18 protein-coding genes are annotated in these 19,491 nt (G+C 67.7%); 11 read left to right on the top strand and 7 right to left on the bottom strand.

The window, feature by feature from the left end; genetic code table 11:
* Positions 1-57: 57 nt before the first annotated feature.
* The 3 genes from AC5YGJ_RS16595 (at position 58) to AC5YGJ_RS16585 (ending at position 5,324) form a co-directional block, all read left to right on the top strand.
* Positions 58-2,730, top strand: a complete 2,673-nt coding sequence (locus AC5YGJ_RS16595) for a polysaccharide deacetylase family protein (protein ID WP_496187169.1) — start codon at positions 58-60, stop codon at positions 2,728-2,730.
* A 3-nt stretch (positions 2,731-2,733) separates the two neighbouring features.
* Entirely contained in the window at positions 2,734-4,083 is a 1,350-nt protein-coding gene (mnmE, locus tag AC5YGJ_RS16590; protein ID WP_409460704.1) for a tRNA uridine-5-carboxymethylaminomethyl(34) synthesis GTPase MnmE, read from the top strand.
* Between the two features lie 137 nt (positions 4,084-4,220).
* On the top strand, positions 4,221-5,324 hold the full coding sequence (locus tag AC5YGJ_RS16585; RefSeq protein ID WP_496187168.1) for a glycerophosphodiester phosphodiesterase: 1,104 nt from the start codon (positions 4,221-4,223) through the stop codon (positions 5,322-5,324).
* 39 nt (positions 5,325-5,363) lie between these two features.
* Here the strand turns inward: AC5YGJ_RS16585 and AC5YGJ_RS16580 are convergent, their stop codons facing one another.
* Together AC5YGJ_RS16580 and AC5YGJ_RS16575 are read right to left on the bottom strand one after the other, a co-directional pair.
* The gene (locus AC5YGJ_RS16580; protein WP_309337920.1) at positions 5,364-6,134 is read right to left on the bottom strand and encodes a rhomboid family intramembrane serine protease; all 771 of its coding nucleotides are present in this window, start codon (positions 6,132-6,134) and stop codon (positions 5,364-5,366) included.
* Between the two features lie 107 nt (positions 6,135-6,241).
* A complete protein-coding gene (locus AC5YGJ_RS16575; protein WP_057495943.1) occupies positions 6,242-7,204 on the bottom strand; it encodes a TerC family protein in 963 nt (320 codons plus the stop codon).
* Positions 7,205-7,506: 302 nt separating this feature from the next.
* On the opposite strand from AC5YGJ_RS16575, the gene AC5YGJ_RS16570 reads away from it, so the two are divergent.
* The 4 genes from AC5YGJ_RS16570 (at position 7,507) to AC5YGJ_RS16555 (ending at position 11,162) form a co-directional block, all read left to right on the top strand.
* Positions 7,507-8,676, top strand: coding sequence for a class I SAM-dependent rRNA methyltransferase (locus AC5YGJ_RS16570; RefSeq protein WP_249842386.1), 1,170 nt, complete (start codon positions 7,507-7,509; stop codon positions 8,674-8,676).
* Positions 8,677-8,772: 96 nt separating this feature from the next.
* Positions 8,773-9,453: a helix-turn-helix transcriptional regulator gene (locus tag AC5YGJ_RS16565; protein WP_496187167.1), complete on the top strand. Its 681-nt coding sequence runs from the start codon at positions 8,773-8,775 to the stop codon at positions 9,451-9,453.
* A 92-nt stretch (positions 9,454-9,545) separates the two neighbouring features.
* Complete coding sequence (locus tag AC5YGJ_RS16560) at positions 9,546-9,815, top strand: antibiotic biosynthesis monooxygenase (protein ID WP_496187166.1); 270 nt, start codon at positions 9,546-9,548, stop codon at positions 9,813-9,815.
* 105 nt (positions 9,816-9,920) lie between these two features.
* Positions 9,921-11,162 (top strand): dipeptidase, encoded by a 1,242-nt coding sequence (locus AC5YGJ_RS16555; RefSeq protein ID WP_496187165.1) that lies wholly within the window; start codon positions 9,921-9,923, stop codon positions 11,160-11,162.
* Between the two features lie 111 nt (positions 11,163-11,273).
* Here the strand turns inward: AC5YGJ_RS16555 and AC5YGJ_RS16550 are convergent, their stop codons facing one another.
* The 4 genes from AC5YGJ_RS16550 to AC5YGJ_RS16535 all read right to left on the bottom strand — a co-directional run bounded on the left by AC5YGJ_RS16550 (position 11,274) and on the right by AC5YGJ_RS16535 (position 14,891).
* Complete coding sequence (locus AC5YGJ_RS16550; RefSeq protein ID WP_496187164.1) at positions 11,274-12,701, bottom strand: amino acid permease; 1,428 nt, start codon at positions 12,699-12,701, stop codon at positions 11,274-11,276.
* Between the two features lie 158 nt (positions 12,702-12,859).
* Entirely contained in the window at positions 12,860-13,279 is a 420-nt protein-coding gene (locus tag AC5YGJ_RS16545) for a hypothetical protein (protein WP_249842389.1), read from the bottom strand.
* Positions 13,276-13,905, bottom strand: coding sequence for a leucine efflux protein LeuE (gene leuE, locus AC5YGJ_RS16540; RefSeq protein WP_107231299.1), 630 nt, complete (start codon positions 13,903-13,905; stop codon positions 13,276-13,278). The genes AC5YGJ_RS16545 and leuE overlap by 4 nt, the downstream gene beginning before the upstream one ends.
* Before the next feature lie 14 nt (positions 13,906-13,919).
* Positions 13,920-14,891, bottom strand: a complete 972-nt coding sequence (locus AC5YGJ_RS16535; RefSeq protein WP_409460703.1) for a LysR family transcriptional regulator — start codon at positions 14,889-14,891, stop codon at positions 13,920-13,922.
* 91 nt (positions 14,892-14,982) lie between these two features.
* On the opposite strand from AC5YGJ_RS16535, the gene AC5YGJ_RS16530 reads away from it, so the two are divergent.
* Positions 14,983-15,990 carry a zinc-binding alcohol dehydrogenase family protein gene (locus AC5YGJ_RS16530; RefSeq protein WP_309337937.1) on the top strand — a complete coding sequence of 336 codons (1,008 nt, stop codon included), beginning with the start codon at positions 14,983-14,985 and terminating at the stop codon, positions 15,988-15,990.
* A gap of 69 nt (positions 15,991-16,059) precedes the next feature.
* Here the strand turns inward: AC5YGJ_RS16530 and AC5YGJ_RS16525 are convergent, their stop codons facing one another.
* Positions 16,060-16,665 carry a glutathione S-transferase family protein gene (locus AC5YGJ_RS16525; protein ID WP_496187163.1) on the bottom strand — a complete coding sequence of 202 codons (606 nt, stop codon included), beginning with the start codon at positions 16,663-16,665 and terminating at the stop codon, positions 16,060-16,062.
* 44 nt (positions 16,666-16,709) lie between these two features.
* Between AC5YGJ_RS16525 and AC5YGJ_RS16520 the strand changes: the two genes are divergently transcribed.
* The 3 genes from AC5YGJ_RS16520 (at position 16,710) to AC5YGJ_RS16510 (ending at position 19,452) form a co-directional block, all read left to right on the top strand.
* Positions 16,710-18,245 carry a DNA recombination protein RmuC gene (locus tag AC5YGJ_RS16520; RefSeq protein WP_309337943.1) on the top strand — a complete coding sequence of 512 codons (1,536 nt, stop codon included), beginning with the start codon at positions 16,710-16,712 and terminating at the stop codon, positions 18,243-18,245.
* 71 nt (positions 18,246-18,316) lie between these two features.
* Positions 18,317-18,706 carry a hypothetical protein gene (locus tag AC5YGJ_RS16515; RefSeq protein ID WP_496187162.1) on the top strand — a complete coding sequence of 130 codons (390 nt, stop codon included), beginning with the start codon at positions 18,317-18,319 and terminating at the stop codon, positions 18,704-18,706.
* 200 nt (positions 18,707-18,906) lie between these two features.
* Complete coding sequence (locus AC5YGJ_RS16510; RefSeq protein WP_249842396.1) at positions 18,907-19,452, top strand: glutathione peroxidase; 546 nt, start codon at positions 18,907-18,909, stop codon at positions 19,450-19,452.
* Positions 19,453-19,491: the final 39 nt, after the last annotated feature.

Below are 19,491 nucleotides of genomic sequence, written 5' to 3'. Positions count from 1 at the left end.
TTTTCGCATGCGGCGTTAGAATTCCCCGCACACCGCTCCCCCACCTCCGGTTCCGCCATGCCGCGCACGTCGTCGTTCCGCCTGTTTCTGCCCGCACTGGTGCTCACCCTGGCCGTTGCCGGTTGTGGCGACAAGGACGCGAAGGCGCCGGCGAGCACCGTCACCCAGCCAAGCGCGCAGGCCGCCGCCGCTGCCGATCCGGCCGCCGCGCCGTTGCTGGCCGCGCTGCAGAAGCAGCTCGACGGCTACCGCCGGATCATCGTGCTGTTGGCCGACGAAACACAGCAGAGCGCCGCCGACCGTGGCACCTCCACCCGCGTCGGCCAGCAGCTGTTCCACGATGGCCTGGAACAGCGCACCGCCATCGCCGCGCAGTTCGACACGCTGTTGCGCGGCTCCAGCCCGCAGCGCTTCGCGACGCTTGGCACGGTGCTGGACTACATCGAATCGGCGCCCGAGCTGTTCGATGCCGACCGCCTGGCGTTCCGCGAAGTGCTGCGCGATCTGCACGACCGTGTCGGTGCCGATTCGTCGCTGCCGGCGGTGAAGCTGCACCAGCGCATCGGCGAGGATCTGGACGCACTGGACGAGATCGAACGCAACTACAACCAGGAACTGACCCGCATCTTCAGCCGCTTCGAGCGCACCCGCGCCATTGCTCTGAAGCGCGAGAAGTGGGAGGACTACATCGCCCACCTGCACAAGGACTACAGCCGCGAGGCGATCCTGCGCGACTACGGGGTGATCGAGCCGTATCCGATGTCGATGAAGGACAGCGACCGCGAGATCTTCGGCCGCGATCTGCCGGCCAAGACCGTGGTGCTGACCTTCGACGATGGCCCGCACAAGGCCTACACCGATGAGGTGGTGGCCATCCTCAAGCGCTACGACGTGCCGGGGGTGTTCTTCGAGGTGGGCCGTAACCTGGGCACGATCGAGGCCGACGGCAAGGTCAGCCTTGGCCCGATGGCAAAGATCAGCCGCCAGCTGATGGAAGACGGCTATGCCGTGGGCAACCACAGCCTGACCCATGCGCAGTTGTCGCGCACCACCGGCGATGCGCTGCGCCAGCAGGTGCTCGACACCGATACACTGCTGAAGGATGTCGACAGCAAGCGCGCACCGCTGTTCCGCTTCCCGTACGGCGCGCGCAACGCCGAAGGCATGCAGCTGCTCAACGAGGCGGGGCTGAAGTCGATCATGTGGAACATCGACTCGATGGACTGGGCCGATCCGGTGCCGGAATCGATCGTGCAGCGCGTGCTCGACCAGGTGAACAAGGAACAGCGCGGCATCATCCTGTTCCACGACATCCACGACCGTGCAGTGAAGGCGCTGCCGCAGATCCTCGACCGGCTGATTGCCGACGGTTACCAGTTTGCCGGCTGGAACGGTCGCGACTTCACCGTGGCCCGCGCGCGCAAGGGTGATGCCAGCGCCGCCACCGTCACCACCGGCTACGACAAATCATGGGCGATCGTGGTCGGCATCGACAGCTACGCCAAGTGGCCGAAGCTGGAATACGCCAGCCACGATGCGCAGGCGGTGGCCGATACGCTCACCGGGCAGTTCGGTTTCCCGCCTTCGCAGGTGATCGTGCTGAAGAACGAGCAGGCCACCCGCAACAACATCCTGGCCGCCTTCCACGACCGACTGGCCGATGACCGCACCGGCAAGAACGACCGCGTGTTCGTGTTCTTCGCCGGCCACGGCGCCACCCGCCAGCTCGCCTCCGGCCGCGACCTCGGCTACATCATCCCGGTGGATTCGGACCCGAAGGAGTTCGCCAGCGATGCGATCGCGATGACCGACATCCAGAACATCGCCGAGAGCCTGCAGGCCAAGCACGTGATGTTCGTGATGGATGCCTGCTACAGCGGCCTGGGCCTGACCCGTGGCGGGCCGTCGTCGTCGTCGTTCCTGCGCGAGAACGCACGCCGCAGCGCGCGGCAGATGCTGACCGCCGGCGGTGCCGACCAGCAGGTGGCCGACGCCGGGCCCAATGGCCATTCGGTGTTCACCTGGGTGCTGCTGCAGGCGCTGGCCGGCAAGGGTGACCTCAATGGCGATGGCCTGATCACCGGTACCGAGCTGGCCGCCTACGTGGCACCGGCGGTGTCGGCGGTGTCGCACCAGACCCCGGCGTTCGGCAGCCTGCCCGGTTCGCAGGGCGGCGAGTTCGTGTTCCAGGTGCCGGACAGCCAGGAGTTCCTCAACGCCGATACGCGCCAGCTGACCGCCGATGCGATCGCGCTGAACACCAGGGTCGAGGCTGCCAGCGAAGCCAAGGGCAGCCAGGCACCGGTCACCGTGGCCGACCTGCAGGGCGGCAAGGCCAAGCTGGTGGTGCCCAGCGCCGGCCCGGCGTCGGACCGCCAGCGCGCGCAGCAGGCCAATGACCGTGGCCTGCAGCTGTACCGCGAAAAGCAGTACGACGAAGCGGCGGCGCAGTTCACCGAAGCGCTGAAGCTGCGCCCGGACTTCGCCCAGGCAGCGAACAATCTCGGCTTCGTCTACTACCGCCAGCAGCGCTACGCCGAAGCCGCGCGCTGGCTGGAGAACACGCTGAAGATCGATCCCTCGCGCGCGGTCGCCCACCTCAATCTGGGCGATGCCTACTTCAATGCTGGCGACAAGGCCAAGGCGAAGCAGGCCTACACCACCTATCTGGCGCTGCAGCCGCAGGGCAGTGGTGCCGCGCAGGCGCGCGCACAGCTGGAGAAGCTCTGAGCCATGAATGATCTGACCCGTACCGAGACCATCGTCGCCATTGCCAGCGCGCCCGGCGCCGGCGGCGTCGGCCTGCTGCGCCTGTCCGGCCCGCGCGCTGCCGCCATCGCCAACGCGCTGGGCGCACCAGCACTGCGCCCGCGTCACGCGCACTATGCGCGCCTGCGCGATGCCGATGGCGAGGTGATCGACGACGGCATCGTGCTGTGGTTCCCGGCACCGAACAGCTTCACCGGCGAGGAAGTGGTGGAACTGCAGGGCCACGGCAGCCCGGTGCTGCTGCAGCAGCTGGTCGCGCGCTGCATCGCGTTGGGCGCGCGCCAGGCGCGGCCGGGTGAGTTCAGCGAGCGGGCCTTCCTCAACGGCAAGCTCGACCTGGCCCAGGCCGAGGCCATCGCCGATCTGATCGCCGCGGGCGACAACCGCGCCGCGCGCGCTGCACGGCGTTCGCTGGATGGCGTGTTCTCGCGCCGTATCGAGGCAGTGGTCGAACAGCTGGTGCTGCTGCGCATCCACGTGGAAGCGGCCATCGACTTCGCCGACGAGCCACTGGATACCCTCGGTGGTGCGCAGGTGCGGCGCGGGCTGGAGCAGGCGCGTGGCGACCTGGCCCTGCTGCGTCGCGATGCCGAGCGCGGCCGCCGCCTGCGCGATGGCCTGCATGCGGTGCTGATCGGCCCGCCCAATGCCGGCAAGAGTTCACTGCTGAACGCACTGGCCGGCAGCGAGCGTGCCATCGTCACCGACATCGCCGGCACCACCCGCGACACCCTGCGCGAGACCATCCGTCTGGACGGGTTGGAGCTGACCCTGGTCGACACTGCCGGCCTGCGCGACGGCGGCGACGCCATCGAACGCGAAGGGATGCGCCGCGCCCATGTGGAAATCGAGCGCACCGACCTGGCGCTGATCGTGCTGGATGCACGCGATCCGGTCGCCGGTGAAGCGGCGCTGGGGCAGGCCGTGGCCGACGTGCCGCACAAGGTCTACATCCACAACAAGTCGGATCTGCTGGACGCGTTGCCGACGCTGGATGACCCGGACCGCGTATTCGTTTCGGCCGCCACCGGCGCCGGCCTGGAGAACCTGCACGCGCGCCTGCGCAGCATCGCCTCGGCCGGGGCCGGCGAGCAGGTGGACGGTGAATTTTCCGCGCGCACCCGCCACGTCGATGCGATCGAACGCGCGCAGGAACATGCGCGGCGCGCCGATGGCGAGCTGGCCCATGAGCATCTGGAACTGGCCGCCGAAGAGCTGCGGCTGGCGCATGACGCGCTGGGCGAGATCACCGGACAGATGAGTGCCGACGACCTGCTGGGCCGGATCTTCTCCAGCTTCTGCATCGGCAAGTAACTGTAGAGCCGAGCCCATGCTCGGCTGTTCTGCCGCTCAGCCGAGCATGGGCTCGGCTCTACAGGTGCAGGCTTCCCCCACCTGTCATATTGCCGCCGCATACTGACGCCCATCACATACCGCTTGGGGAAGTCGCAGTGAAGTCGTGGGGTTGTGCGTTGCTGTTGTCGCTGGCCGTGGCACCATCGGTGGCCATGAGTGCTGAATCCTCCACCCCGTCCTCCAAGGCGTCGGTCTATGGGCACCGCGGTGCCAGTGCGCTGCTGCCCGAGCACACCCTGGCCTCGTACGCGCAGGCGATTGCCGATGGCGCCGACTACATCGAACCGGACCTGGTGATGACCAGGGACGGGGTGATGGTGGCCCGCCACGAGAACGAGATCAGTGGCACCACCGACGTCGCCTCGCATCCGGAGTTCGCCAACCGCCGCACCACCCGGATCATTGATGGCCAGAAGGTGGAAGGCTGGTTCACCGAAGACTTCACCCTGGCCGAGCTGAAGACCCTGTACGCGCGCGAGCGCCTGCCGGACCTGCGCAGCACGGCCTACGACGGCCAGTTCCGCATCGCCAGCCTGGATGAGATCCTGGCCTTCCTGGTACAGCAGGCCGGCCGCGCCAACCGCGGCATCGGTCTGGTGCCGGAGATCAAGCACCCGACCTACTTCCAGTCCATCGGACTGCCGATGGAAGACGCGCTGTTGGCCGCGCTGCGCGGCAACGCATATACCAACGTCGGCCCGGTCACGATCCAGTCGTTCGAGACCGCCAACCTGCGCTATCTGCGCGGCAAGATCGGGCGCGGCAGCAACATCCGCCTGCTGCAGCTGCTGTGGAAGGGCGATACCCAGCCTGCCGACATCGCCAAGGCTGGCGGCACGCTGACCTACGCGCAGATGATGACCCCGGCTGGCCTGAAGGACATCGCCACCTATGCCGATGGCATCGGCCCGGAGCTGCGTTCGATCATTCCGCTTGATGCCCAGGGTGCGCTGGGGGCGCCGACCTCGCTGGTAGGTGATGCGCACGCCGCCGGCCTGATGGTGATCCCGTACACGTTCCGCCCGGAGAACCACTTTCAGGCTAGCAACCTGCGCAAGGGCGCCGACAGCGCGCGCAATGCCGAGGGGTCGATCGCCGAGATGCGCGCCTATCTGGCCACGGGCATCGATGCGTTCTTCACCGATGACCCGGCGCTGGGCCGGCAGGCGGTGGATGGGATGGGTACGGCGGGCAATTGATTCTGGTAGTGCCGGCCAGCGGCCGGCACTACCGTTGCTTCAACCGCGCGGATCGTCCGGGCGGCGGAACGGAATCACCACGTAGTCCTGGCCCTCGCGCGGCTGCCACAGCACCGGCACACGCTGCGGTGACGGCGGCTCCAGCTCGTCGTCGGCCAGTGGCTCGATTGATTCTTCCTCATCTTCCCAGCTGTAGCGCTGGCGCGGCGGCAGCGGGTCGGCGTTGCGGAACAACAGCGCGGCGATGATGCCAGCGAAGGCGCCGCCCATGTGCGACTGCCAGGACACGCCGTCGGCATGCGGCAGGATGGTCATCAGCATGCCGCCGTAGAACAGCATGCCGATCAGGCCGGTGGCGATGGCCGCGCGGTCGCGGCGCAGCAGGCCCAGGCTGGCCAGCAGGAACATCAGGCCGTGAGTGACGCCACTGGCGCCCAGGTGCACGCTGCCGGGGTTGCCCAGCATCCACGCGCCAACACCCGAGCCCAGCCACAGCAGGGGCAGGGCGCGCACGGTGGCCTTCGGGTAGACGCTGCCGGCCAGGGTGCCCAGGATCAGGATCGCGATGCTGTTGGCCGCGATGTGCTCGACCGAGGCATGCAGCAGCGGGCCTCCGATCAGGCCGAGCAGGCCCTTGGCTTCCAGCGGCGCCACCGCCCAGGGGCGCCAGTCAAACGTGCCCTGCAGGGCGAACACGACCACCAGCACCAGCACGGCGGCCAGGCTGACGTTGAACGCCCGCAGGATGCGCGAGCGGTCATTGCGGGGGGCCGGCGCATCGCCAGCGGGCAGGGGCGCGTTGTTGTCCATACCTCAAGCAATGGCGGTGGCCGGCGCGAAACCAAGGCCACCGCTGCGGGAGAGTGGGTGCGGCCGACGGGACAATCCCGCCGGCCGCGTCTTCCCGCCGGTCAGGTTCAGGCGTGGCCCGAGCCTTCCTTCGGCGGGTACTTCAGGCTCAGCACCACGGTGGCGGCGATGATCACCGCGACCACGCCCAGCGACACCGGGGTCGGGATCTTGAACAGGTCGATGATCATCATCTTGATGCCGATGAAGCCCAGCACCAGCGCCAGGCCGTACGGCAGCAGGTGGAAGCGGTCGGCCATGCCGGCCAGCAGGAAGAACATCGCGCGCAGGCCCAGCACCGCGAACACATTGGAGGTGAGCACGATGAACGGGTCGGTGGTGATCGCGAAGATCGCCGGGATGCTGTCCACCGCGAAGATCACGTCGGTGACCGCGATCAGGATCAGCACCGCGAACAGCGGGGTGAACCAGCGCACGCCATCACGGGTCACGCTCAGTGCGTTGCCTTCATAGTTCGGCAGCAGGCGCAGGTGCTTGCGCATCCAGCGCAGGGCCGGGTTGCTCTCGAGATCCGGCTCCTGGCCGGCGGCGAACCACATCTTCCAGCCGGTGAACAGCAGGAAGGCACCGAACACGTAGAGCAGCCAATGGAACTGGCTGATCAGCACGCTGCCGGCGAAGATCATGATCGTACGCAGCACGATCGCACCCAGGATGCCGATGATCAGCACCTTCTGGCGCTGCTCCTCCGGCACCGCGAAGTAGCTCATGATCATCAGGAAGACAAAGATGTTGTCCACCGCCAGCGCCTTCTCGACCAGGTAGCCGGTCAGGAACTCCAGGCCGACCTTGTTGGCCACCACCTGGCCGGCGGTCTCATTGAGGTAGTACCAGAGGCCGGCGTTGAACAGCAGGGCCAGCGCGACCCAGCCGATGGACCACCACAGGGCCTCCTTGAAGGTGACCTTGTGCGGTCCACCATGGCGCATCAATACGAGGTCGACCAGCAGGGCGATGACCACCACCGCTGCGAAGCCGCCCCACAACCACACGTTACCGATCGTCTGCATTGGGAATGTCCGTTGGAAAAGTGAATGCCAGGCCGGACGGCGAGGATCTGCAACGGAGGATCGGGAGGGGATCCAGGGACAGAGCTTCGCCAGTACGGCGAAGGTCTCGCTCGCAGTTCCAATGGCTGGAACTGCCGTTGCACCGGAGCCTGCGGGCTCGAATTGACGGCGACAACGTCTGGGAGCTACTCCCCTTCTGGCGCCGATTCTGCCGTCTGGCCGGGCCGCCGTCAAATGGGGCGGCGGCGGGGTCGGAGCCCCGTTGGGGATCCGACCCCCGGCTGCCGGTTTACAATAGGTGGATGAATACCCCCCTTCCGATTGTCCGCCTCAAGAACGCGTGGCGTTCCAGCCACCCGTGGATCTTCCAGAAACTGGTCGAGAAGCCGACCGTCCGGCCCAAGCCCGGTTCCATCGTCGACGTGGTCGGCATCGAGGGCGAGTTCATCGGCCGTGGGTTCTACAACGGGCATTCGCGCATTGCCGTGCGCATCCTTGAAACCGATCAGCATGTGCCGGTCGATGCCGGCTGGTTCTCGCGCAAGATCGCCCAGGCGGTGTCGCTGCGCCGTGAGGTGCTCAAGCTCGACGCGGTGTCCGACGCCTGGCGTGTGGTGCACAGCGAAGGCGACGGCCTGTCCGGCCTGGTGGTCGACCGTTACGGCGACCTGGTGGTGGTCGAATTCTTCGCCGCCGGCATGTTCCGCCACCGCGAGTGGATCTACGACGCCCTGCGCGAACAGTTCCCGGGCTGCCGTTTCCACAGCTTCGCCGACGAACATGTGCAGAAGCAGGAAAGCTTCGACTTCCACGGCAACACCACCACCGAAGCGGCGGTAATCACCGAGTACGGCATCAAGTTCCGCGCCGACCCGGCCGGCGCGCACAAGACCGGCTTCTTCGCCGACCAGCGCGAAAACCGGCAGTGGCTGAGCCAGCAGGTGGAAGGCAAGAGCGTGCTGGACCTGTGCTGCAACACCGGCGGTTTCGCCGTGTATGCCGCTGCGCGTGGAGCCACCGAAGTGGTTGGCATCGACATCGATGAGGACGTCATCCAGATCGCCAAGGGCAATTCGCGCCTGAACAACGTGCGCCCGAAGTTCGTGCAGTCCGACATCTTCCCGTGGCTGCGCGATGCCGCCAACCGCGGCGAGCAGTACGACGTGGTGATCCTGGACCCGGCAAAGATGACCCGCGACCGCGACCAGGTGATCACCGCGCTGAAGAAGTACCTGGACATGAACAAGCTCGCGCTGGGCGTGGTCAAGCCCGGTGGCCTGTTCGCCACGTTCTCCTGCACCGGCCTGGTGGCCGAGGACCAGTTCCTGGACATGCTGCGTCGGGCGGCGTACTTCTCCGGCCGCACGATCCAGATCCTGAAGGTGGCCGGCGCCGGTCCGGACCATCCGTTCATGGCCCACGTGCAGGAATCGCGTTACCTGAAGGCTGTGTTCTGCCGCGTGGTTGATTGACCGCGTGACCGCCGATCTCTGTAGAGCCGAGCCCATGCTCGGCTGATCGGCCTGGCAGCCGAGCATGGGCTCGGCTCTACACAACCAAGACCGCCCATGCGCAAAGCCGACCGCCTGTTCCAACTGGTCAACCTGATCCGCGTGCGCCAGCCGGTGACCGCCGCCGTGCTGGCGGCGGAACTGGGCCTGTCGGTGCGCAGCATCTACCGCTACGTCGATGATCTGTCCGTGGCCGGCATCCCGCTCTATGGCGAGGCCGGTATCGGCTATCGCCTTGATCCCGGTTTCGAACTGCCGCCTCTGAACCTGGATGGGGCAGAAGCCGAGGCACTGCAGCTGGCCGTGGAGATGCTGGCCTGCAGTGGCGCGGGCCACCTGCAACCTGCGGCGCGTTCGCTGCTGCACAAACTGCAGGCGGCCATGCCCACGCGTGCGACCAGCCCACGCACTGCCCGCGCGCTGCGTGCCATACCCGTTTCGCTGCCGTGCTGGCAGCCACTGCATACGGCCATCGCCGACGGCCGCAGTGTGCAGCTGCGATATCGCACGTTGCAGGGCGCATCGAGCGAGCGGACCGTGCACCCGCTTGGCCTGTTCCACTGGGGCCAGCACTGGACACTGGGCAGCTGGTGCGCGCTGCGCCAGGACTACCGCGATTTCCGCCTGGACCAGATCGAAGCCCTCGCCGAAGCAGAGGGGCTGGACCTGCCGGCGCAGGTCTGTCTGGAAGCCTATCTGGGCTACCAACAGCGGGCCTGGGCGCTGCGCGGCCACTGACACCCCGCTGGCAGCAGGGGCTGCGCAGACTGCGCGCTCCTCCCACAACGGGCATCTCCATGCACCCTGCTTCTTCTGTCCTCGAACTGGCCGTGTTCACCGTCAAACCGCACGCCCGTGCCGACATGCCGATGCTGCGTGAGCAGCTGCGCGCGGCCATCGCGCAGTTTCCCGGCCTGATCGACTACCAGCCGTTCTCGCCGATGGATGGCGACGACCGCTTCGTCGACATCGCCCACTGGAAGGACCTGGCCAGCGCGCAGGCGGTGGCACAGGCGTTCGCGGGTGGTGATGCGCGCTTTGCACCGTACATGGCCGCCATTGATGAGCTGCAGCTGATGCAGCACTTCCTGCCGGGTTGATCGACGCCTGGCACCCGTCTGTTAGTGCCGGGCTCATGCCCGGCCCTACAAAAAGGCCGGGCGCAGCGCTATGGTCGGGCTCTTCTCTTCACCGGTGAGAGTCCCATGCCGTCGCTGCGTCGCCTGTCCTTGCTGCTTGCCCTGGCGCTGAGTGCGCCGCTGTCGGCCCATGCCATCGAGTTCAGCGCGCAGGAGCTGGCGCGGGCCAAGACCCTGCAGCAGCGCCTGGTCACCCTCGACAGCCATCTGGATACGCCGGCCAACTTCGGCCGCAGCGGCTTTGACATCGAACAGCGCCACGACCGCAACGCGCTGTCACAGGTGGATTACCCGCGCATGGTCGAAGGCGCCCTGGACGGCGGTTTCTGGGCGATCTACACCGACCAGGGCGACCGCAGCGCCGCTGCACATCTGGCCGAACGTGACCACGGCCTGCAGCGGTTGATGCAGATCCGAGAAATGCTGGCGGCCAATCCCGAGCGTTTCGCGCTGGCGTTGAGCGCCGATGACGCGGCGCGGATCAAGGCGGCGGGCAAGCGCGTGGTCTACATCAGCATGGAAAACGCCAGCCCGCTGGTGGCCGACCCGAGCCTGCTCTCGTTCTACCACCGCGCCGGCCTGCGCCTGCTCAGCACAGTGCACTTCGCCAACAACGAGTTCGCCGATTCGGCCACCGACCCCAAGGGTGCGGAATGGAAAGGCCTGAGCCCGGCCGGCAAGGAACTGGTGCGGCAGGCGGTGAAGCTGGGCATCGTCATCGACCAGTCGCATGCCTCGGATGCGGTGTTCGATGACCTGCTGGCGATGATGCCGGTGCCGTTCGTGCTCTCGCACAGTTCGGCCAAGGCGGTCTACGACCACCCGCGCAACCTCGATGATGCACGCCTGCGCAAGCTGGCCAAGGCCGGTGGCGTGATCCAGGTCAATGCCTATGGCGGTTATCTGATCGACGCCGCCAAGACGCCCGAGCGCAAGCTGGCCGAGGAAGCGCTGAGCAAGCAACTGGGCGGCTGGGAAGGGATGGGCATCGAGCAGGGTGTCGCGCTGCTCAAGGCCGAGCAGGCGCTGGACCACGAGCACCCGGTGCGCCACGCCAGCCTGGACGACTTCTTCGCCCACTTCGAGCACATTCTCAAGGTGGTCGGCCCCGAACACGTGGGCATCGGCCTGGACTGGGACGGCGGCGGCGGCCTGAGCGATCTGCCTGATGTCAGCCAGCTGCCGAAGATCACCGCCTGGCTGCTGCGCAAGGGCTACACCGAGCGGCAGATTGCCGGCATCTGGGGCGGCAACCTGCTGCGGGTGATGCGCCAGGCGCAGGACTACGCGGCAACGCAGGGCGGCTGAGCGCCCTGAGGAAATGCCGGCCAGCGGCCGGCACTACCCGTGATGCCAAAGCAGGATGGCTGAGCGCCCTGCGGTAGTGCCGGCCGCTGGCCGGCATACCCGGTGATGCGTTTACTTCGCGATCAACGCATTGCGGCGGCTGTACAGGAAGTACAGCACCAGGCCGAGCACGTTCCACAGCAGGAAGTACAGCTGGGTGCTGTGCGGCAGGCTGATGAACAGGTAGATGCAGCCCAGCGCGGCCAGCGGGCCGACCACGAAGGCCAGCGGCGTGCGGAAGGTACGCTCGCGGTTCGGCTCGCGCAGGCGCAGCACCACCAGGCAGATGCCCACCGCAGTGAACGCGGCCAGGGTACCGGCGTTGGCCAGCGCGGCGATCTCGTCCAGGCGCGCCACGCCGGCCAGCGCCGACACCACCACTGCGGTGAACAGCGTGGTCGCCACCGGCGTGCCGGTGCGAGCGTTGACCTTGGACAGGCCACGCGGCAGCAGGCCGTCGCGGCTCATCACGAAGAAGATGCGGCTCTGGCCGTACAGGAAGGCCAGCAGCACCGTCGGCAGCGCGATGATCGCGATCACGCCGATCACCATCGCCGCAGTCGGATGGCCCAGCTGGCGCATGATCAGCGCCAGCGGCTCGGCGCTGTGGCCGAACACGGCGTAGCTCATCGCACCCACGGCGGCCAATGCCACCAGCACGTAGACGATGGTGCAGCCGATCATCGAACCGATGATGCCGATCGACAGGTCGCGGCCCGGGTTCTTGGTTTCCTCGGCGGCGGTCGAAATCGCATCGAAGCCGTAGAAGGCGAAGAAGATGATCGCCGCCGCCGCCATCACGCCGTGTTCGACGCCATCAGGGCCGATCGACTTGGCAAAGCCATAGGGCATGAACGGCTGCAGGTTGGCGCTGTCGAACGCCGGCAGTGCCACGGCCACGAAGATCGCCAGCGCGATCAGCTTGAACACCACCAGGATGGCGTTGAGGGTGGCGCTTTCCTTGGTGCCGGCCATCAGCATGCCGGCCACCAGCCAGGTGATGACGATCGCCGGCAGGTTGATCATGCCGCCTTCCACGTGCGGGCCGGCCGCAAGCCAGGCCGGCAGGTGCACGTTCCAGCCGAACTGGGTGTGCACCCATTCGAGGAATCCGACGAAGTAGCCCGACCAGCCCACGGCCACCGTACTCACCACCAGCGAGTACTCCAGGATCAGGCTCCAGCCCACCACCCAGGCGAACACCTCGCCCAGCGCGCTGTAACTGTAGGTATAGGCACTGCCGGCAGCCGGCATCATCGTCGACAGCTCGGCGTAGGACAGCGCCGCGCAGGCGCAGACCGCGCCGGCGATGGCAAAGGAGATCAGCACCGCCGGGCCGGCCAGGTTGGCACCGACGCCGATCAGCGTGTAGATGCCGGTGCCGACGATGGCACCGATGCCCAGTGCGATCAGGTGCGGCCAGCTGAGCGTGGGAACCAGGCGCCTGCCGGCTTCATGGACGGTGACGGAATCTAGGGACTTGCGCCGGAGCAGGGACATGCAGGCCTCGGAAGGGGTGACTGAGAACGACAAGTCCCCGAGTGTGACCGAACGCAGCGCAGCATTGCCACTGACGGGGGTCATGCCCGACCCGTCGCGCGCTGTACCGCGAGCAGTCTGCCGGAATCGGCATAAAGGGCCGTCGGCCCGGTGCTGCGCTATCGGGCGCTGGGCCAGTGGCAGCCGTGTTCCTGCCAGGCCTCGGGAGCATCGTGGAAGGCGGTGGTGCGGCCGTCGCGGGCGCGTTGGTAGCTCAACTCCAGCACCAGCGCGCCCTGGGTGCTCAACCGGTAGTGGCCGTTGAGGCGCCCGTCGATGCGCTCTTCCCACACGCTGTCGAACTGGTAGGGGCGATCTTCGGCCAGCACCGTGGTCTCCAGCGCAACCCGGCGCAGCGTCAGGCGCTCATGCTGGCCGGCGTAGCGCACATCGGCGCCACCGTCATCCAGCCAGCGCCATTCCAGATGGATGCGGTCATCGCGACCGCCGCTCAGGCAGCGATGGTCCTGCACGGTGGCGGCCGAGGCAGCACCGGCCGTCAACAGCAACGCGCCGACCGCGGCCCGCCAGGCCTTCACCCGTTCAACCCCAGGCGGATGCCGAAGCCGACCAGGAACAGGCCGGCCACGCGGCGCAATGCGTCGCTGATGCGCGGGTGCTGGATCAACCGGCGGCGGGCCAGGTTGCCCACCCCGATCAGCATCGAGCAGTACGCGATGCTGACCACCAGGATGATGCCGGCCAGCGCGCCGAAGGTGGCGATGCCCTGGTGCGCCTTCGGGTCGATGAACAACGGCAGGAACGCCATGTAGAACAGGATCGCTTTCGGGTTGAGCAGGCTGACCAGGATCGCCTGCTGGAAATAGCGGCCGGGCTGCATGCGGATGGGACCGGCGTCACCGCCCTCGTGCTTCGGGGTACGCAGCAGGCTGATGCCGACCCAGACCAGGTAGGCCGCACCCAGGTACTGCACGGCGTGGAACACCAGCGGATTGGCCTTCAGCAGTGCCGCCACACCGGCCAGGGCCAGCCACATCAGGATCTGGTCGCCGACCAGCAGGCCGGCCAGCGCGGTGTAGCCGCCACGCACGCCGCCACGGCCGGTGGCCGTCAGCAGGGTGAACGTGCCGGGGCCGGGCAGGGCGAGAAACACCAGCACGGCGACCAGAAACGTCCACAGGTCCTGGATGCCCATCCACGGCATGGCGGTGTTCTCTCTTACGGGGGGCCGCCATTGTCGGCCAGCACCGGAACGGGCGACAGGGGGCCGGCGAGTCCATCGGGCATGCCAGACAGCAGCGGTTGCAGGTGCTGGCGCAGCTGCGCGTGCAACTGCCGCACCGCCGGCGAGAACTGCTTGCGGTGCGGGCATACCAGCTGCAGCGGAATGTGGCTGCCAACGCCATCGAGCAGCAGCTGCAGGCGCCCGGCCAGCACGTCCTCGCGCAGGTCCAGCCAGGATTTGTAGGTGATGCCTTCGCCGGCCACCGCCCAGCGTCGCACCACATCGGCGTCATCGCAGACCAGCGGGCCACGCACCGGCACCACCACGCGGCGCCCGTCGACCTCGAACGACCAGCGATCGTAGGCGCGGCCGCTGAGCTGGTAGACCAGGCAATCATGCTCGCGCAGGTCATCCAGCCGCGCAGGCATGCCGCGCCGCTGCAGGTAATCGGGCGAGGCGGCCAGCACACGGCGGTTGCCCTCCAGCAGTGGCAGGGCGACATAGCTGGCGTCATCGAAGTGGCCGATGCGGATCGCCACATCCACCGGGTCGCGGAACACATCGGCCACTTCATCGGACAGACGCAGGTGCAGGCGCAACCGCGGGTGCGCGGCACGGAATGCGGTCAGCCACGGCAGCAGCAGGTTGCGACCGAAGTCCGACGGTGCCGACAGCTGCAGGGTGCCATGCAGGTCGGCGTCCTCGCCCTGCACCCGGGCCTGGCCTTCGCGCAGGGTGGCCAGCACCTCCTGCGCATACGGCAGGTACAGCGCGCCCTCGCCGGTCAGGCGCAGGCTGCGGGTGGTGCGCACGAACAAGCGAAGGTCCAGCTCGCGCTCCAGCCGCGCCACCGCGGCCGCGACCTGCCCGGGCAGCAGATCGGCTTCGCGCGCGGCCTGCGAGAAGCTGCCCAGCGCAGCGGTGCGGACGAACAGGTGCAGGTCATCGAAGCGGATCATCTTCATTGCCGGAGTGAAAGTGATGCCCGATTCTGCGCCTTTCTGAAGGGCCGTGCGCGGCGCAACCTGTCGCCTCCTTCCCCACTGGACCGCCACCATGCGCGCCATTGCCTATACCCACGCCGGCCTGCCGATCGAAGATGCCCAGGCCCTGATCGACATCGAACTGGAACTGCCCCAGCCTGGCCCGCGCGACCTGCGCGTGGCGGTGCGCGCGGTGGCGGTCAATCCGGTCGACACCAAGGTGCGCCGGGGCGTGGCCACCGATGGCCCGCGCGTGCTGGGCTGGGATGCGGTCGGCATCGTCGACGCGGTCGGCAGCGAGGTGACCCTGTTCCAGCCCGGCGACGCGGTCTACTACGCCGGTGTGATCGACCGCCCGGGCAGCAACGCCGAGTACCAGCTGGTGGACGAGCGCAGCGTCGGCCACAAGCCGGCCAGCCTCGACGATGCCGCCGCCGCAGCATTACCGCTGACCGCGATCACCGCCTGGGAGCTGCTGTTCGACCGCCTGCGCATTCCCGAAGGCGGTGGCGAGGGCCAGACCCTGCTGGTGATCGGTGCAGCCGGTGGTGTCGGTTCGATCCTGGTGCAGCTGGCGCGGAAGCTGACGAAGTTGACCGTGATCGGCACCGCCTCGCGTCCAGATACCCAGGACTGGGTGTACGCGATGGGCGCCCACCACGTCATCGACCACAGCCAGCCACTGGCCGAGGGCCTGGCACGGCTGGGCATCAGCGAGGTGCAGCACGTGGCCAGCCTGACCCATTCGGACCAGCACTACGCGCAGATCGTCGAGCTGCTGGCGCCGCAGGGCCAGTTCGGTCTGATCGATGATCCGGGCCAGGTGGATGTGATGGCGCTCAAGCGCAAGGCGCTGTCGCTGCACTGGGAGTCGATGTTCACCCGCCCGCTGTACAGGACGGCGGACATGCAGCGCCAGCACGAGCTGTTGAACCGGGTGGCCGAGCTGATCGATGCCGGTGTGCTGCAGACCACCCTCGGCGAGCACTTCGGCCGCATCGACGCGGCCAACCTGCGGCGCGCCCATGCGCTGCTGGAGAGCCACCGCGCCAAGGGCAAGATCGTGCTGGAAGGCTGGTAAGGCCCGGCTTTCTCCTGCGTCGTTGGGGTCAGATCCCTTTTCCTTTGGGAAAGGGATCTGACCCCTGCCTCAGGCCACGCCGTTGTCGACGTATTCGGCGAAACCGGGCTGTTGGTGCAGGCGCTCGAACCAGGCCTCCACGTTGGACAGTGCAGGCCTGTCGCCGGGCGTGCTGCGCCAGCGCTGGGTCGACAGGCCCAGCACGATGTCGGCCAGGGTGAATGCACTGCCGGTGACATGGGCCCGGCCATCGGCCAACTGCGCGTCGAGCACGCCCATCAGCCGGTTCCACTGTGCCCAGCTGGCCTCGGCGCGGGCGTCATCCGGGTAGTCCGGGTGTTGCCGTACCCGGGCCATGAACACCTGGCGCCAGGCACTGTTGAGGTCGCTGGCCTGCCAATCCATCCACTGCTCAACCTGCGCACGCGCCTGCAGCGCAACCGGCAGCAGGTCGTCGCGGCCGGCGCGGGCGGCCAGGTAGCGGCAGATGCTGTTGGACTCCCACAGCACGAAGTCTCCGTCGCGCAGCACCGGCACCTGCCGGTTCGGGTTGAGCGCGGCCAGCAGATCCGCTGGCGGTGCCGGTTCGTGCTGCACCGGCTGATCCAGCCCGGCGCATAGCCACAGCATCTTGCGCACGTTGATCGAGGTCGGTTTTCCGTACAGTTCCAGCATGGCCCGGCGCAGCGTTTGAGACGGCACCAGCCTACACTTGCCCCATGCAAACCGAATCCCTGCTCATCGGCGGCCTTCTATTGGCCGTGCTCATCCTGCAGCTGGTCGCCCTGCTGCGGCGCCCGCCCCACGACCGCCTGGAACAGGCGGTGCGCGAGGAGGCGCGGGCCGGGCGCAGCGAACTGCGCGAACAGCTGGACACCTTCGCCCGCGCGCTGACCGATCTGTCCACGCGTACCGACCAGCGGCTGGACCTGCTGCGCGAGGCCCTGGGCGAGGACGCCCGCAAGGCGCGCGCCGAGTCCGCCGAAAGCCAGCAGCGCGGCGCTGCATTGATGGGCCAGCGCCTGCAGGAACTGCGTGGCCAGCTGGATACCTTTGGCCAGCAGCAGGAGGCGCGCATCCATGCCTTCGGCCAGCAGCTGCAGGAACTGACCACGCGCACCGACAGCCAGCTCGGTGCCCTGCGCCAGACCCAGGTGGACGATGCACGCAAGGGCCGCGAGGAGGGCGCGCAGTCGCAGCAGCGCCTGACCGAGAACCTGGGCCAGCGGCTGCAGGAGCTGACCCAGCGCAACGAGCAGCGTATCGCCGAGATGCGCACGACGCTGGAAGAACAGCTGCGTGCGCTGCAGAGCGACAACGCACAGAAGCTGGAACAGATGCGCGTGACCGTGGACGAGAAGCTGCAGTCCACGCTGGAAACCCGCCTGGGCCAGTCCTTCAAGCTGGTCTCCGAGCGCCTGGAGCAGGTCCAGCGCGGCCTCGGTGAGATGCAGCAGCTGGCCACCGGCGTGGGCGACCTCAAGCGCGTGCTGACCAACGTCAAGACGCGCGGCAGCTGGGGTGAAGTGCAGCTGGAGAACATCCTCGAGCAGACCCTGATCCAGGAGCAGTACGCGCGCGCGGTGAAGGTACGCCCGGACAGCGGGGAAATGGTCGACATCGCCGTGCGCCTGCCGGGGCGCAGCAGCGACGACACGCCGGTGTGGCTGCCGATCGACTCCAAGTTCCCGCGCGAAGACTATGAGCGCCTTCTGGACGCGCAGGAGCAGGGCGACGCAGAACTGGTGCGCGTGCAGGGCGCGCAGCTGGAGCGCGCGGTGAAGGTGCAGGCCAAGTCCATCTGCGAGAAGTACATCGTGCCGCCGCACACTACCGATTTCGCGGTGATGTTCCTGCCGACCGAAGGGCTGTATGCCGAGGTGATCCGCCGCCCCGGCCTGGTGGACCTGCTGCAGCGCGACCACCGCGTGGTGGTCGCCGGGCCGACCACCATCACCGCACTGCTCAACAGCCTGCAGATGGGTTTCCGCACCCTGGCCATCGAGAAGCGGTCCAGCGAAGTGTGGAGCCTGCTGGGCGCGGTGAAGACCGAGTTCGGCAAGTTCGGCGACGTGCTCGACAATGTGAAGGCCAAGCTCGATCAGGCCAGCAAGCAGATCGACCAGACCGGCGTGCGCACCCGCGCGATCGCCCGCAAGCTGCGCGATGTCGAATCGCTGCCGGTCGAGCAGAGCCGGCAGCTGCTGCCCGATGCGCTGTCGGCCGACGACAGTGGCGACGGTGAAGAAACCTGAGCCACGCTGACACGCCGCCTGCATCGTCCATGCGTATGCTGGCGGCCTGTCCGCCGCGTTCGGGTGCCGCCATGCATTCTCGCCTCTGTATCAGCCTGCTCCTGTCCGCCGTGCTCGCCGCCTGCAGCAGTGCGCCGCCGGCCCCACCTGCTGCGGACGCAACCGACAGCCCGCAGGCCGCCGAGGCCTACCAGGAGGCACGCGATGTCGACTGCCAGGCCGCCGGCGGCACGCTGCAACGGCTCGGCCGCCTGCAGCGGTTGCAGTGCGTGATTCCCTATGCCGACGCCGGCAAGGCCTGCAGCCGCAAGAGCGATTGCACGGGCCAGTGCCTGGCCACCGGCCAAGTGGCCGCCGGCATCGCCACCACCGGCACCTGCCAGCGCGATGCCCGCCAGAACTTCGGCTGCCGCCAGCGCGTTGATGAGGGCAAAGCGCAGGGCACGATCTGCGTGGATTGATGAAACTGCCGCGATTGCCGGCCAGCGGCCGGCATTACCGCGTCAGAGATGTGCGTGGGTTGACGGCAGTGCCGGCCGCTGGCCGGCAACCGCATCAACGCTCGCGATCGCGCGTGAATCCCGTCGAGCAAGCTCGACGCTACGGGCATCGCACAGCGCTATGCTGGTGGGCCATTCCCCGCCGTAGCCGGAGCCTCCGCGTGAGCACCCCGATCCAGGACATTTCCCTCACCACCATCGACGGCCAGCCGTCCACGCTTGCCGATTACCAGGGCAAGGTCCTGCTGCTGGTCAACGTCGCCTCCAAGTGCGGCCTGACCCCACAGTACGAAGGCCTGCAGGCGCTGTATGCGGAAAAGCACGCGCAAGGCCTGGAAGTGCTGGGCTTCCCCGCCAACAACTTCCTGGGCCAGGAACCGGGCAGCGAGGCGGAGATCCAGCAGTTCTGCCAGCTCACCTACGATGTCACCTTCCCGATGTTCTCCAAGATCAGCGTGGCCGGCGAAGACACCCACCCGCTCTACCAGCAGCTGACCGCCGCGCAGCCGCAGTCGATCGGTGAAGGCCCGCTGCGCGAGCGCCTGGCCAGCAAGGAGATTCCGATCCACGCCGCACCGGCGGTGCTGTGGAACTTCGAGAAGTTCCTGGTCGGTCGCGATGGCAAGGTCATTGCCCGCTTCGCCCCGGACGTGGCCGCCGATGACGCGCGCCTGCGCCAAGCCATCGAGGCCGCGCTGGCGGCCTGAGCAAAGCGTGCCAACCAAGGTTGGCACCTACCGGAAAAG

Source organism: Stenotrophomonas sp. CS3K5 (genome assembly GCF_059515225.1).
Note: the sequence above shows the minus strand (reverse complement) of the source record. Positions and strands in the feature narration are given on the sequence as shown.

Bases quoted from the DNA above. Each gene is read 5' to 3' on its own strand.
- AC5YGJ_RS16595 (WP_496187169.1), top strand. From the start codon at position 58: ATGCCGCGCACGTCGTCGTTCCGCCTGTTTCTGCCCGCACTGGTGCTC.
- mnmE (WP_409460704.1), top strand. From the start codon at position 2,734: ATGAATGATCTGACCCGTACCGAGACCATCGTCGCCATTGCCAGCGCG.
- AC5YGJ_RS16580 (WP_309337920.1), bottom strand. From the start codon at position 6,134: ATGGACAACAACGCGCCCCTGCCCGCTGGCGATGCGCCGGCCCCCCGC.
- AC5YGJ_RS16575 (WP_057495943.1), bottom strand. From the start codon at position 7,204: ATGCAGACGATCGGTAACGTGTGGTTGTGGGGCGGCTTCGCAGCGGTG.
- AC5YGJ_RS16570 (WP_249842386.1), top strand. From the start codon at position 7,507: ATGAATACCCCCCTTCCGATTGTCCGCCTCAAGAACGCGTGGCGTTCC.
- AC5YGJ_RS16565 (WP_496187167.1), top strand. From the start codon at position 8,773: ATGCGCAAAGCCGACCGCCTGTTCCAACTGGTCAACCTGATCCGCGTG.
- AC5YGJ_RS16555 (WP_496187165.1), top strand. From the start codon at position 9,921: ATGCCGTCGCTGCGTCGCCTGTCCTTGCTGCTTGCCCTGGCGCTGAGT.
- AC5YGJ_RS16550 (WP_496187164.1), bottom strand. From the start codon at position 12,701: ATGTCCCTGCTCCGGCGCAAGTCCCTAGATTCCGTCACCGTCCATGAA.
- leuE (WP_107231299.1), bottom strand. From the start codon at position 13,905: ATGCCGTGGATGGGCATCCAGGACCTGTGGACGTTTCTGGTCGCCGTG.
- AC5YGJ_RS16535 (WP_409460703.1), bottom strand. From the start codon at position 14,891: ATGAAGATGATCCGCTTCGATGACCTGCACCTGTTCGTCCGCACCGCT.
- AC5YGJ_RS16530 (WP_309337937.1), top strand. From the start codon at position 14,983: ATGCGCGCCATTGCCTATACCCACGCCGGCCTGCCGATCGAAGATGCC.
- AC5YGJ_RS16525 (WP_496187163.1), bottom strand. From the start codon at position 16,665: ATGCTGGAACTGTACGGAAAACCGACCTCGATCAACGTGCGCAAGATG.
- AC5YGJ_RS16520 (WP_309337943.1), top strand. From the start codon at position 16,710: ATGCAAACCGAATCCCTGCTCATCGGCGGCCTTCTATTGGCCGTGCTC.
- AC5YGJ_RS16515 (WP_496187162.1), top strand. From the start codon at position 18,317: ATGCATTCTCGCCTCTGTATCAGCCTGCTCCTGTCCGCCGTGCTCGCC.